Origin of the sequence: Phaeocystidibacter marisrubri, assembly GCF_008933165.1 — a bacterium.
Taxonomy (GTDB): domain Bacteria; phylum Bacteroidota; class Bacteroidia; order Flavobacteriales; family Schleiferiaceae; genus Phaeocystidibacter; species Phaeocystidibacter marisrubri.
The window spans coordinates 936,256-950,547 of sequence record NZ_WBVQ01000001.1; the positions used below are offsets into that span (position 1 = coordinate 936,256).

General features: G+C 43.6%; 12 protein-coding genes. 8 read left to right on the top strand and 4 right to left on the bottom strand.

Translation table 11 applies throughout. The features are described from left to right. Positions 1–585: a sugar transferase gene (locus tag F8C82_RS04215; protein WP_151692297.1), complete on the top strand. Its 585-nt coding sequence runs from the start codon at positions 1–3 to the stop codon at positions 583–585. Positions 586–732: 147 nt separating this feature from the next. Then, positions 733–1,590, top strand: coding sequence for a glucose-1-phosphate thymidylyltransferase RfbA (gene rfbA / locus F8C82_RS04220; protein ID WP_151692299.1), 858 nt, complete (start codon positions 733–735; stop codon positions 1,588–1,590). 16 nt (positions 1,591–1,606) lie between these two features. Here the strand turns inward: rfbA and lhgO are convergent, their stop codons facing one another. Beyond that, entirely contained in the window at positions 1,607–2,791 is a 1,185-nt protein-coding gene (gene lhgO / locus F8C82_RS04225) for an L-2-hydroxyglutarate oxidase (RefSeq protein WP_151692301.1), read from the bottom strand. A gap of 162 nt (positions 2,792–2,953) precedes the next feature. Further along, on the bottom strand, positions 2,954–3,886 hold the full coding sequence (locus F8C82_RS04230; RefSeq protein WP_151692303.1) for an NYN domain-containing protein: 933 nt from the start codon (positions 3,884–3,886) through the stop codon (positions 2,954–2,956). Between the two features lie 443 nt (positions 3,887–4,329). Between F8C82_RS04230 and F8C82_RS04235 the strand changes: the two genes are divergently transcribed. The 6 genes from F8C82_RS04235 to F8C82_RS04260 all read left to right on the top strand — a co-directional run bounded on the left by F8C82_RS04235 (position 4,330) and on the right by F8C82_RS04260 (position 11,545). Further along, positions 4,330–6,261, top strand: coding sequence for a polysaccharide biosynthesis protein (locus F8C82_RS04235; protein WP_151692305.1), 1,932 nt, complete (start codon positions 4,330–4,332; stop codon positions 6,259–6,261). Between the two features lie 36 nt (positions 6,262–6,297). Then, positions 6,298–7,527, top strand: a complete 1,230-nt coding sequence (locus F8C82_RS04240) for a lipopolysaccharide biosynthesis protein (protein WP_151692307.1) — start codon at positions 6,298–6,300, stop codon at positions 7,525–7,527. Positions 7,528–7,578: 51 nt separating this feature from the next. Then, entirely contained in the window at positions 7,579–8,766 is a 1,188-nt protein-coding gene (locus F8C82_RS04245; protein ID WP_151692309.1) for a glycosyltransferase, read from the top strand. 151 nt (positions 8,767–8,917) lie between these two features. Next, positions 8,918–9,373: an acyltransferase gene (locus F8C82_RS04250; RefSeq protein WP_170266149.1), complete on the top strand. Its 456-nt coding sequence runs from the start codon at positions 8,918–8,920 to the stop codon at positions 9,371–9,373. A 4-nt stretch (positions 9,374–9,377) separates the two neighbouring features. Then, positions 9,378–10,526 carry a glycosyltransferase family 4 protein gene (locus tag F8C82_RS04255; RefSeq protein ID WP_151692311.1) on the top strand — a complete coding sequence of 383 codons (1,149 nt, stop codon included), beginning with the start codon at positions 9,378–9,380 and terminating at the stop codon, positions 10,524–10,526. After that, entirely contained in the window at positions 10,523–11,545 is a 1,023-nt protein-coding gene (locus tag F8C82_RS04260) for an MraY family glycosyltransferase (RefSeq protein ID WP_151692312.1), read from the top strand. Before F8C82_RS04255 ends, F8C82_RS04260 begins: the two co-directional genes overlap by 4 nt. On the opposite strand, the gene F8C82_RS04265 is transcribed toward F8C82_RS04260, so the two are convergent. Then, a complete protein-coding gene (locus F8C82_RS04265) occupies positions 11,535–11,945 on the bottom strand; it encodes a response regulator (protein ID WP_151692313.1) in 411 nt (136 codons plus the stop codon). The two genes, F8C82_RS04260 and F8C82_RS04265, sit on opposite strands and share 11 nt — an antisense overlap. A gap of 25 nt (positions 11,946–11,970) precedes the next feature. Beyond that, positions 11,971–14,178: an ATP-binding protein gene (locus F8C82_RS04270; RefSeq protein WP_151692314.1), complete on the bottom strand. Its 2,208-nt coding sequence runs from the start codon at positions 14,176–14,178 to the stop codon at positions 11,971–11,973. Between the last annotated feature and the right edge of the window lie 114 nt (positions 14,179–14,292).

Sequence of the window (14,292 nt, forward strand, 5' to 3'; positions counted from 1 at the left end):
ATGTATCGCAAAACCGTCAAACCGGTACTCGATCGTCTTTTGGGAATAACATGTTTTGTCCTTGCTATCCCTTTTCTGTGTATTACAGCTGTTTTGGTCTACTTGTTCATCAGCCACAAGGTGGTTTTCGTTCAAGAAAGAATTGGATATCGTGAGCGACCGTTTAAGCTGTACAAATTCCGATCTATGCGGAGTGATGGTTACTACGCTGCAGAGAATGAGTCTATTCCTAGGGTTGGAAGGTTCATTCGGAAATTTGGGCTTGATGAGTTACCGCAATTACTAAATGTGATTAAGGGAGAAATGAGTTTTGTTGGGCCACGCCCATTATTACCAGAGTACTTAGCGCTTTATACTTTGGAAGAACGCAAAAGGCATCACGTTGTCCCAGGAATTACAGGCTTAGCTCAAGTGAGTGGTAGAAATGAAATTGAATGGAAGAAAAGATTCACTTTTGATTTACAATATGTACAACAAATTTCTTTTGGTCTAGATTTACGGATACTGGTTAAGACGGCTTTGGTCTTAATGAAAGGTTCCGATTCGATGCCACCTCAAAAATTTCAGGGGCACTCAGAAGAATAGGATTAAACATTGAATTGGATGAAGAGATTAGAATAAGTGTCTTTAATGAAGGATTATTACTTTGAAGTACTCTTCCTTTTCTTCTGATGTCTTACTACTTCTCTTAAGATTCCTCCCATCACCGTAAACTTTTCTACCTTCGAACTTATGAAAGGCATCATACTCGCAGGAGGTTCGGGAACCCGACTCCATCCGCTTACTCTGGCAGTATCTAAACAGCTCATGCCTGTTTACGATAAACCGATGATTTACTATCCACTGGACACGTTGATGCGTGCCGGAATTCGTGAAATTCTGATCATCACTACACCACATGATCAGGAGCTTTTCATGAAATTATTGGGAGATGGATCGAGATTGGGATGTCGATTTGAGTACGTAGTGCAACACGAACCCAATGGTCTGGCACAGGCTTTTGTATTGGGCAAAGACTTTATTGGAAATGATAAGGTTGCACTTATCCTAGGAGATAATATCTTTTATGGAACGGGGTTGGGTAAGTTGCTACAAGATTCAGCCAATCCATCTGGAGGAGTTGTATTCGCTTACAAGGTTTCTGATCCAGAGAGATACGGTGTGGTTGAGTTTGATGAAAATCTCAATGCACTTAGTATTGAAGAAAAACCTGCTCAGCCAAAGTCGAGCTATGCCGTTCCCGGAATCTACTTCTACGATAATTCGGTGATCGAGATTGCGGAGAACTTGAAGCCGTCACCACGAGGAGAATATGAGATTACCGACGTGAACAGAGAGTACCTGAAAAGGGGAAATCTCCATGTGGGAATCCTAGATAGAGGTACGGCTTGGTTGGATACGGGAACATTTAACTCCCTACAACAAGCTGCTCAATTCGTGCAAGTCATTGAGAACCGCCAAGGTGTAAAAATTGGCTGTATTGAAGAAACAGCTTACCAAATGGGCTTCATCGACTCTAGGCAACTACGTGAAATTGCCGAACCACTGAAGAAAAGTGGGTATGGAGAGTATTTGTTGAAGTTGTTGTAGTCTGATAGTTTCCAGACTATAGAGCTTTCACAATGCGATCCGCAATGGCCAAGCTTGCTGTAGCAGCTGGACTCGGCGCGTTGATGACGTGGATGGCCGCTCGCCCCTTTTCAATTACGAAATCGTCAACCAGCGTTCCATCTGGGCGTAGTGCTTGCGCACGAACTCCTGCGCGTGCTGGAGTGATGTCACTGTCTTCCAGAGATGGAATGAGTTTTTGAAGGGCTTCAAGAAATTTGGATCTACTAAATGCCCTTTCATATTCTCCCAGTCCGTAACGCCAGTGTTTCTTAAATAGGTTCCACGTACCCGAAAATCTCAGGGCATTAAGGCTGTCTCGCAAGCTGAAAGAGGTTTTGGAGTATCCTTCGCGTTTAAAGGAGAAAACGGCATTGGGTCCACACTCCACGCCACCCTTGATCATTCGTGTAAAGTGAACACCCAAAAAGGGCAAATCTGGATCAGGTACGGGGTAAATCAAATGTTTCACCTTGTGTTCTCCAGATGGTGTCAAATCGTAATAATCTCCTCGGAAGGGAACAATCTTCACGTCTAAGTTCAAACCATCCAATGCTGCCAATCGGTCGGCTTCCAAGCCGCCACAGGCAACCACACGATCTGCAATAAAGGTATCTGTGTCTGTTTTTACAGCGGTTACCTTTCCCTTTTGGGTGATGCGTATGACGCGTTGATGGGGCAATACACGACTTTCAGGCTGTAATTCAACAATGAGTTCAGCGAGCTTTAGACACATGCCTACATAGTCGACAATTCCCGTTTGAGGAACTTTGATGGCTTTGATTCCAGCTACAAAAGGCTCTGCATCAGTCATTTCATCGGGACCAATAATTTCCAGTCCTTCCAAACCATTTTCTATTCCTCGAGCATAAATTCTATCGATTTGGGGAAGTTCTCGCTCTTCTGTAGCAACAATCAGCTTACCGCAGAGGTCGTAGTCAACATTGTACTTCTCTACAAACTCAACCAACTGTTGGTACCCATCTCTGCACGTAGTGGCTTTGAGTGAGCCGGGCTTGTAATAGATTCCACTGTGGATTACTCCGCTGTTTCTTCCTGTTTGATGCTTGGCAACTCCTGCCTCTTTCTCCAAGACGGTCACTACTCCTTCAGGGTTCTTCAACTGCCATTTGTAGGCCGTTGCCAAACCAACTATGCCACCGCCAATTACGATTAGGTTCATGGAGAAAAATGAATTTCAATGTTTTATTGACCCCGCTCATCGGACACCCAGCACCCAGCACCCAGCACCCAGCACCCGTCACCCGTCATCCAGCACCCAGCACCCAGCATCCGCCACCCATCCTACATCTCCAGGGCCAGAATCATCACGTTCCCTACCGCCTTATACCATCAACTCCACTTCCTTGGCAACCAATTCACCTTTATCATTTTCTTCAACGATGAATTTTACCGCATCCCCTTCGTAGAGGTCGTTGAAATCCGCATTGGTGAGATTGCTGTGGTGGAAGAAGAGGTTGTTTGGCTGGAATTGAATGAATCCATATCCGGTCTTCAAACTTAGGATTTCGCTCTCGTGAACTTCTCCCGGTTTTGCATCTGAATTATCAACCGACGTAGAATCGAAAGTTCTGCTTTCACGCGGTTGACGTTCCTCGCGTTGATCAGGAGGAGGGAGGACGAAAATGTTTTGAATGGATTCGTCGTCATCTTCGAGACCTTCTTCAATTCGATCGTGCATGAGGATAGGGTAAGATACACTCTTGATGAGGTCTTGAGAAGTTTTGGTCGTCATTCGCTTACCGTCATCATTGGTGAATTCAAAATCCCAACTGATGAGCATCACTCTGATTCCGAGTGAGTTTAGTTTGTTCACGATGGCGGTGTAGTCGCCGTCAGCGCCAATTAGAGCTACGACATCTAATTTGTCATTGTAGGCTAAATCCAGGATGTCGACAGCCATTTGCAGGTTCAGGCCTTTATCGGCAGAACGACTATTCACTATACCCTTCACAGGTTGGTAATGAGCAGTGACACCTTCGTAGCTCAAGATATCGTCAAAAACGCGATCGAAATAGAGTTGGTTTCCCTTTTCACTTGCTTCCGATGCTACAATTCGACCTTTGTAAAAATGGGACTCAACAATCTTGCATCGCTCCACTTCATTTTCTTCTAAAAAGGCCAAACGTTCTGTGATGTATCGATGGATTCCAGAAAGGCTTAATCGGCTCTTTCTGTCGTGTACGTAGTTGTAGTAGTTACTAACGTGTGTAAAGTAATTTCCGTCGTAAAAGACACCTATGCGTGTAAGGTTCATAGTGAGTTGGATGACTAGGATTGTAAATAAGGGTGTAAAGATAGGGATAAGTATGTAGTTAGTGATGGGTAGGGAGGTTGGGGTGTGTTAGGAGTTTGATGGGGTTAAGGGGGGTAAGGTGTTGGGTGACGGGTGATGGGTGATTAAGGAGTTTAATGTGTTTGCGGTGTTTAAGGTGTTGGGTGACGGATGATGGGTGTTTGCGGGGTTTAAGGTGTTGGAGGATGGATGCTGGGTGACGGGTGAGATCAACAGTTCCTTTCTACCGCGCGAATCCTTTCGCGTGGGAATTGAAGGGGGGGATGATGGATGCTAAGTGACAGGTGACGGATGAGACCTACAGCTCACTGATGCACAATTAAAAACCCATTTACCCTCGCAATCGTATGTCACATATGTCATGGAAGAAAATTCATTACATTTGGCAAGACCAATCAACCAGTATGCTTAGAAAAATTCTTAGCAGTTATAACGACCGCTTTCTCTCTAGGTGGGTAGTGCTTGCCTTCGATATCTTCATGGTAGGTGTTGCCTTTGTTATCGCTACTGTCTTGCGATACAATTTCGAATTCCATGAAATAGATCCAAATGATTTGAGCCAACAAGCAATTGTAGCGTGTATGGCTTACTTTATTGGTTTCTTACTCACGCAAAGTTATGCGGGTATTGTTCGTCATACTGGGGTAAATGACGCCGTTCGCTTGGTTGAAGGTGCAATGATTGCAAGTGGGGGAGTTCTCTTTATTTCAGCTTACTTTTCCTGGTTTCAACCCTTGTACTCTGGAGTGTTCAACTTCAGTAGAAGTATCATCATCATTCATTTCCTGCTGGTTCTGTTCTTCCTAATTGGAAGTCGATTCTTCGTAAAAGGCATCTATATCACGGCAGTGAAGCGCGCCCGCATGAACAATAGAAATATTGTGATTTTCGGTGCGGGAACTTCAGGAATGATTACTCGAAATGCTCTCCTTTCTGATCCCATTTCTAACGTAAACGTTGTGGCCTTTATGGATGAAAATCCGAGTAAGGTTCGCAAGTCTTTGGAAGGCATTCCAGTTCTACACCCAGATAAGGTGTTGAAGATTAAATTTATTGAGCAAAAGGAAATCAGTGAAGTAGTTATCTCAATTCAAGGATTGAGTAGGGCTAAGCTTCGTGAAATTTCCGATAAGGCGGTTCGATTAGGTCTTCAAGTGAAGATTGTTCCCCCAGCTGAAAAGTGGATTAACGGTGAGTTGTCTGCACGACAGTTGCGCCAAGTGCGAATTGAAGATTTGCTGGAACGCGATCCGATTCAACTGGATAACTTCAATATCGAACGAGAGATTAAGGATCGAGTGATCTTGGTAACAGGGGCAGCCGGCTCTATCGGATCTGAAATTGCTCGTCAGGTTTTACACTACAGTCCTAAGAAGGTTATTTATCTCGATCAAGCGGAGAGCCCACTCTATGAGTTGGAGTTTGAGATTAAATCTAAATTCCCTGATCTCTTCAATAGATGTCAATTCGTTGTGGCAAGTGTGAAGGATTTTCTTCGCATGGAGAAATTGTTTGAGACGCATAAGCCAGAAGTGATCTATCACGCAGCAGCTTACAAGCATGTTCCGTTGATGGAGGCAAACCCATACGAAGCCTTGATGGTGAACGTATTTGGTACAAAGATCATGGCCGATTTAGCTTGTGAGTACGGAGCTCAGAAGTTTGTGATGGTGAGTACAGACAAGGCCGTGAATCCTACCAATGTAATGGGAACGACGAAGCGCATTGCTGAAATCTACGCTCAAGCACTAGCCAATTCTGGCACATGTAGGACGCAGTTTATCACTACTCGTTTTGGTAATGTATTGGGATCCAATGGTTCAGTAATTCCACTCTTCCGCAAGCAAATCGAACAAGGTGGACCGATCACAGTGACGCATAAGGATATTACTCGTTTCTTCATGACGATTCCGGAAGCCTGTAACCTAGTTATGGAAGCTGGTGCCATGGGAGAAGGGGGAGAGATCTTCGTCTTCGATATGGGAGAGAGTGTAAAGATTTATGACTTGGCAAAGAAAATGATCGCTTTGTCGGGTTTGCGCTTGGGTAAGGATATCGAAATCAAAGAGACAGGACTCCGTCCGGGTGAAAAGTTGTACGAAGAACTTCTTGCCAACAACGAGAATACGCTTCCTACACACAATGCTAAGATTCTCAAGGCACGCGTGCAGAAGAACGATTTTGATGTGGTTCGTCGCCAAATTGACAAGCTTTCTGAAGCGCTCGTTGATGCAGATCCAATGACCTTGGTTTCTGTAATGAAGGAAATGGTACCTGAGTTTATTTCTAACAATAGCGTGTACGAACAACTCGACAATAAATCGGCAAACGATTAAGGAAGCGTATCTTCACAGCGTGATACCTCATAGTATATGCTGAAGTACAAAGCCACCAACGGGCTTAAATTCAATTTCATTTTTGCCCTACTTGGAAATGTTGGCTATGCAGCCTTTCAATTCCTGCTACTCACGGTATTTGTCCGACTCTATTCAACAGAAGAGATTGGAGTTTTCAATTATGTAGGTGCCTTCGTGCTTCCCATTACGCTTGCTTTCGATTTACAACTTAGAAGCTTGTACCTAACAGGCACAGAAGAGGGCCATTATCACAGCTACCACAGATATAGGAATCGCGTAAATATCTTCGCATTTGCTGTATTGCTCATCTCCACTCAGTTTACAGATAGTGAGTATTTCTGGTATGTGCTCATACTGGGTACCATGAAGTTGCTGGAGAATCAATCTAACTTATACTACGGGCTCTTCCACAAGATTGAAAGTACGCAACGCGTAGCAATGTCGCGATGGATTAAAACCGGAGGCACATTTGTGGTTACGGCAACGGTAGGCATTCTCTGGAAACCTGATTTCCTGACCTTGCTTTGGGTGTATTTGGGAACAAATATTCTACTATTCGTCGCTTTCGATTTGCGCTGGGCACTACAGTTTGGGAGAAAAGTCGCCGATGTCCCTACACCGATCAAACACATGATTGTTCTCACCATTCCAATGGTAATCATAGCGCTGATCGAAAAATACTACATCAATTATCCCAAACTCGCCCTGGAGCAGTTTTTTGGCCTGGAGGCGATTGGTATAGTGGGAACACTTTACTACTTCCGAATGATTGGAAGTCAGATTGTAGGCTCACTTTCTACAGCAACGCAGAGCAGATATGGCGAATTGTTGAAAGTGAAGAACTACAGAGGTTTGGATAAATTTGTTGCGCTGAATGTGGCCATTGGTGGCGGACTGGGTATCGGACTCACACTCGTTTTTTGGCTCTTTGGAGAAAGTATAATCACCTTGCTATTTACAGAAGCCTACACGGCTTATATGGATGCATTAATGCTGATTTTGCTGGCCAGTACGGCTGGCTTTGCCTACACTTTCTTGGGGGCTGTATTTAATGCCTTCCGTCAGCATAGGTGGAAGGTTCTTTTTCAAGGTGTTTCCTTTGCTGTATTGTTGATTCTTACCTATTATCGCCATGAAACCGTAAATGAGGTATTGCTCAATGTGCTTTATGCTGAAATATTGACGCTCATGCAATTTGTTATGGGTTATTTGGTTCTGCGGAAAAGGAGAGTAGCTAGGTCCTAGACTTCAGGCTCCAGGATGAAAGACCAATGACCAACCCCTATCTTCGTTCCCATGAAAGGCAGACTTCTATTTGTAACCGACCATGTTTACTATGAATGTGATGGTGAGGTATATGATACATTTGGTTTTAACTACGAGTTCTTTGCACCTTATTTAGAAGTGTTTGAGAAGGTGGATGTGTTGTGCAGGTTGAAGTCGGTGGAAGATTCGACGGGATTGGTAAAATCTTCTGGAGATCGACTTGAGTTTCATGGGACACCGGCAGTTCACGGCGTGAAGTGGTTCATCGATTCCATGAAGTATTTTAGGCCTTTTGCCAAGTTGATTGATGGGGTAGACGCTATTTGTTACCGAATACCTGCAACCGCTGCATGGAATGTTCATCTGATAAATCAAAGACGAAAGCAGCCTAAACCTCATATCTTTGAGTTCGTAGGCGATCCTTTAGAGAGTTTACTTTCGGTAGATGACGGTCGGATTAAACGGCAAATTATGCTGCTAGCTGGGCGTGTACATGGACAGAGAATGAAGGCCATTGTTCAATCGGCAAAGACCGGGAGTTACGTGAGCGCTTCGCATCTCCAATCGCTCTATCCACCTCCGGCAAACGTGAATACGAAAGCCATTTCTAGTATTCGATTAAATGAAAAATACATATTGGATTCTCCTCGGGAATTACCCCCTTTGAATCCTATTCGAATTGTAGAGGTGGCCAGTTTTGTGATTCCTAAGAACCAAGCCTACTTGATCCGTATCGGTTCTGTGTTGAAGGAGAAGGGGTACCCCATCGAATTGCATTTTGTGGGAACTGGAGCAGAGCAGGAAAGCGCAAGAGCACTGGTGAATCAGTTGAATATGAATGATGATGTGGTTTTTCATAATCAAGTGACAGGCTTTGATAACATCGTTCGCATTCTGGATTCCTGTCACATTTTTTGTCTGCCTTCTTATTCCGAAGGAGTTCCACGCTCCATGATTGAAGCCATGGCCAGAGGTTTGGTTTGTGTTGGGACGCCCATTGGAGGTATTGTTGAGTTGATTGATAAGGCACACACCTTTCCATTGGATGATGTAGAGCATGCAACTCAGTTTTTTGCCCAATTAATAGACCATAGTGATACTTGGATGGAAATCGGTGAACGCAATATTCAAAAGGCGAGGGAATACGGTCAATCTGTACTCGGACCGCGAAGAATTGTGATGTATACCGAACTGCGTGATGCTATTCCTCTAGATTAAGGGGAACCTCGCTATATTTGAATTCTAAATCGAACGTCCTATCAACTCCATCTACCACCAACTCCGCTATATTTTACCACTCTGGTTTGTCCAGCTGATCACAGCATGGTTACCAGACAATAAGTTCACCATACGTTTTCGTGGGGTGCTGGTGAGCCCTTTTATTGGAAAGTGTGGCAAGAACTTCACACTAGCGGGAGGAGTGGTCATCAATGGACCACAGGGACTAAATGTTGGAGACAACGTCTACTTTGCCAGAGGGACATGGATTAATGCGAAGGCAGGAATTTATATTGAAGACAACGTACTTTTTGGTCCCAATGTGGTGATCAGTTCGGCCCAGCACGTTTTCAAAGACGGAAGCTTTGCTAGCGGTCAGAATATTTACCGCCCTATTACCATTGGTGAGGGCTCATGGCTGGCAGCCAATGTCACCGTAAAATGCGGTGTGAAATTGGGCAAGGGCAATTTGGTTGCAAGCAATTCAAGCGTGGTAAGCGACACACCCGATTACTATTTGGTGGCTGGTGTTCCTGCGCAGCCTGTGAAACCCGTAAGTGAAAGAGATGGTGAAGCTTTTACAGGTGTGATTCCCAAACGTTCATAGTGGTATGAAATTGATGTTGGTCATTAACAACGCCTTTTCTGCATTTCACTTAAAGGGTGCCGTTCGGTATTTCTCGGAGAAAGGTCACGATGTGAGTATCATGTCTACTCCGGGAAAATTGGTGGATGATTTGGCCAAAGAAGAGGGGGGAAGAGTTATTCCCATTCAATTGAATCGAGATATTGCCCCATTTGAAGACATCAGATCCTTATTCCAACTCATTCGAATTCTGAAGAAGGAAAAGCCAGACGTCATCAATGTAGGAAGCCCTAAAACAGGATTTCTCTTTGCATTGGCAAAAATTTTCCTACCTAAACTCCCAATGATCTTCACATTGAGAGGAATTCGAAGTGACACCTTGACTGGCCTTAAACGAGCGATCGTATTCCGAACGGAGAAGCTAGCTTGCTCGATGGCTGAAAAGGTGATTGTGATTAGTCCTTCTCTGCGCGATCATGCCGTGGAAATAGGCATGTTAGATCCTCAAAAAGCCGTTGTTTTTGGTGCGGGTAGCAGCAATGGAATTAATACGGAACTCTATAAACTCACAGATGAGTGGGTTCAAAAGGGGAATGACCTGAGATCTGAGCTTGGGATTTCTCCCAATGCTTTGGTCATGACTACCATTGGTAGGGTGACGAAAGATAAGGGACTCACCGAGGTCTACCGGGCTTATAAGCGCTTGGCGGGTGAGTACGCAGAACTACATTGGCTAGTTGCAGGACCAGCAGAGGAAGGCGATCCTTTGGATCCTTCTATTGTAAAGGCAATGGTTGAGAATTCGCGCATTCATTTATTGGGTCAAGTGAATCCCATTCAACCTGTAATAGCGGCCAGCACAGTTGTTATTCAATACAGTTACCGCGAAGGGTTTGGCAACGTAGTCCTACAAGCCATGGCCATGAAACGTCCAGTAGTTATTGCCGATATTCCAGGCTTGCGAGATACCTTGGGAAACAGTTCCGCTGGATTGAAAATACGCCCCAAAGACTCAGAATTATTGGCAACCTCTATCAATCATTATCTATCTCGCCCAGATTTGTGTGAGCAACACGGAGAGTTTGGTCGGAAGCGCGTTGAACAACATTTTGCTTCTGAAGTGATTTGGGATGCCCAAAGTGCATTGTATGCTGAAATATCGGGGAACAAATGAAGTTAGAATACCTCATATATCCCGCTATTTTCATCATTCTAGTTGGTGTGATGCAATTGTACATGTACATCGCAAAGCGCTTTGACATTACGGACGAACCTGGGTATCGCAGCAATCATCAACACACCGTATTGCGGGGAGGGGGAATTCTATTTCCCATTGTAGTGCTGCTTTTCTTTGCCATTCACGGTCCATTACATCCCTATTTCTTCGCAGGTGTCTTCATGCTGTCTGTGGTGAGTTTTTGGGATGATGTGATGAACGTGAAAGCCGTTTATCGATTGATGGTTCAAATCGCAGCTGTTGGTTTGATGTTGCTCGATCTTCATGTAGCTAATCTCGGTTGGCCCATTTTGCTCCTGATGTTTGTTGTTGGAGTTGGGTGGGTAAATGCTTTCAATTTCATGGATGGCATTAACGGCATCACGGCTATTAATGCGAGCTTGAATTTGGCAACCTTGGTGTTAATCAACTATGAAATGCGCTTCATTGAGATGCGCTTGCTGATTTTTCTATTGCTCTCTGTGATTGTGTTCGGCATCTATAACTTCAGAAGGAGAGCGCTTGTATTTGCGGGAGATATCGGCTCTATCACCATGGCGTATTCAACGGCATTTGCCATGGGAGCGCTTATTCTGTATACGGGACAGTGGCAATATTTACTTTTCTTGAGTGTGTATGCGGTAGATGCAGGTTATTCGGTTTTACACCGTGTATTCCATGGTTTTAATCCGCTAAAGCCTCACAGAACTTTCCTATTTCACATGTTGGTAAATGAAGTCGGCTGGCCACATTTGGCGGTAAGTTCGCTATATGCCGGACTTCAATTGCTCATCAATTTACTGACCTACTACGTTATTATCCCTGCTAACCATACCAATGCGTGGAGTTTACTACTCTTGGCCGTGCTCACAACAGCATATTGGTTGATCAAGTCCTATTTGCGAAAAACAGCAAGACGTAAAGGAACACTGTGGCGTGAAGAACACGAGAAAGTATTCTCTAGAACTAAGACTTAGTATCGAGTATTTCTCGGAACATTTGCTGAGTGATCGGTTTAATGATGTAATCAGAGATGTCTGAAATGGAGTTTGCCTTTTCGATATCATCTGGAACAACGGAAGAACTGATCATGTATACCGTGATTGGCTTGCTAAGTTTGGGTTTGATTTTAACAAACTGCTCCATAAACTCCCAACCATCCATATAAGGCATGTTGATATCCAAAAAGATGATGTCGGGTAGTTTTTCTCGTACACCTAGGTTTTCGTTGAGATAATTAAAAGCCTCTTCACCGTCTCCGAAAACCAATACACGCTTAACTACAGAGCTACTCTTAATCGATTTTGTAGCGGTGTATTGGTAAACTTCATCATCGTCTATGATGCAAATAATCTCTTTACTTCCTTCATGTAACATAATGCAGGGTGTTTTGTATGGCTGGTTATCGTTTTTCTGAAGATGGGAAGATGATAGTGAAGGTGGTACCTACATCTAATTTGCTCGTTACTTTAATCTGACCTCCGCACGATTCAATTTGAGTTTTGGTCATGAATAGACCCAGACCCTTGCCTGGCTTGCTGCGGTGAAAGGTTTTGTACAGTCCAAAAACTTTGTGGGCGTTCTTATTCATATCTATACCCGAACCATTGTCTGAGAAGATGAGTTCAGTTCGTCCTGCTTCATTCACTCGTGTTGATATATTCAACTCGAGCTGTCTTTCTTCGGATCGGTATTTAATGGCATTGCTCATCAGGTTCAACAAGAGACTATTCAAGTAGACCTTTGGGAAATACACTTTCTTAACAGCGCTCAGATCGACATGAATCTGGGCATTGGTTTCTTCAATTTGACGCGCCAATAACTTTTGGGCTTGTTCAATGGCAGGCTCTATGTCAACAATTTGGGTTTTGATCTCCGCATTGTCTAGAATCTTTACCGTTTCTAAGAGTTCTTCCAGTAGGTTCTGTAAACTGTGGTTTACTTCTTTCAGTTTAGCAACGATTTCAGCACGCTCTTCATTGTCTTCAGCATCGTCGTATATGGAGAGTAAAAGTCCTAGGTTACCAATTGGACTTCTCACATTATGTGAAATGATATGACTGAACTCCTTTAACTGCTTGTTGCGTGTTTCCATTTGATCGATCAGTGCGTGAAGCTGACGATCCTTCTCATGAAGCTCTGTAATATCAACACCTTCAGGAATCAAATTGGTGATTTCTCCGGCTTCATTCTTAAGTGGTGTAAGGCTAAAGGCAATACGGCGCTTTTTACCTTGCTTATCGATCATTGTAGTTTCATAATGAACCACTTCATCATTTAAAACTACGGCAATGGCTTGGGTTAGATTTTTTCGTACCTGCTCTTGATCACCAAACACTGGGAAATCCCAAACGAACTTTCCTTCAACGTATTTCTTATCAATTCCAAGTGTCTCTAAAGTTCTTCGATTCACGTCTATGAGTCTTCCATCGGTGTCCATCACTCCGGCGTAATGAATACTTGAATCAAAGAGAGTAGAGAGGAGTTGTGCGTTCTTTGTCAGTTCTTTCCGCTGATTTCTTACGAGAATTTCGAGTTCTTTCTTAGTGGCTTTCAACGCAGCTTCCGATGTATTCAACGCTCGGTTTGCCTTCACCACTTCGCTAAAGCTGTATTGCTCCAACTTTCTAAATCGCGCCCAACGGTAACAGAAAAACGCAATGAGTGTAACGAAGAAGGATTGAATGATAAAGATATAGGGTAGGTTCACATGTACCCTTTTGATGTAGCTATCATAGGGAAGACGGTAGAGCACCATTGTAGGATTGTTGGATGAAGCCTTGATTCGAACTTCATCCGTATTCAAATTATCCTCCATCATCTGCTGTAAAGATGGACGCAAGTCTCTGAAAAAGATGGACTTGTCATTGGAGAATCCATTTTCTACCTCCCAGCCTTCAAAGCCTATGGCGCTAAAGAGAGAGTCGGCGGATTCTTGGAAATAGATGTGATCGTTGTAGTAAACAGCACCTTCTTGAGTCGCAAACATAAGCGCCCCGTCATTTCGAACATTTAGGAAGCTGTCGTCGTCAAACAATTCTCTTGCGTCAATATTAGCAACGAGCATTCCCATTCGGGTTCCATCGCTAGCAAAAAGAGGAAATGACCAACGAATAACGATCACATATGGGTATTCATATTGACCATTTTCCATATTGAGATCCAATGGAGTAAATCCCAAAGTGTTTGGTTCGTCATTGATGTGATCTCTGAAATACGCTCTTTTTGATTTGTTCTGAAGTAGAGAGTCTGGAGTTCGCGTAATGATATTGTTCTTTCGATTGAAGCGAATCACCTCCATACCCGTTGTATCGATGAACCGAACTTGTGTGAGTTCATGTCGACTGTAGATATATCCCTTTAAATTGCTCGATAGATCTTCTAGACTGTATGTAGAATCCAATGAAGTAGTGGAAGCAATTCCGTTCAATCCTCTGCCTATAGAGATGAAACGGAGGATCACATCATCCAAAATGGATTCTGCATTGTGCTGACTTTCTATCGCAACTTCACTTTTCAACCGAGTATAGTGCATCCTATAAATGGTCGATGTAATGGTCAAGGCCAAAACAGCAATTGGGATAAAGAGCTTTAGAAATTGCTTCGTCATGGATGGGTGAGTCTACTTGAGAATATGAAAATAGACCAAAATATATGTGAAGCCTAAGAAAAATGGGGAGATTATAGAATAAATGAATTGTTACCTTGGTAGAATCAATTCTCC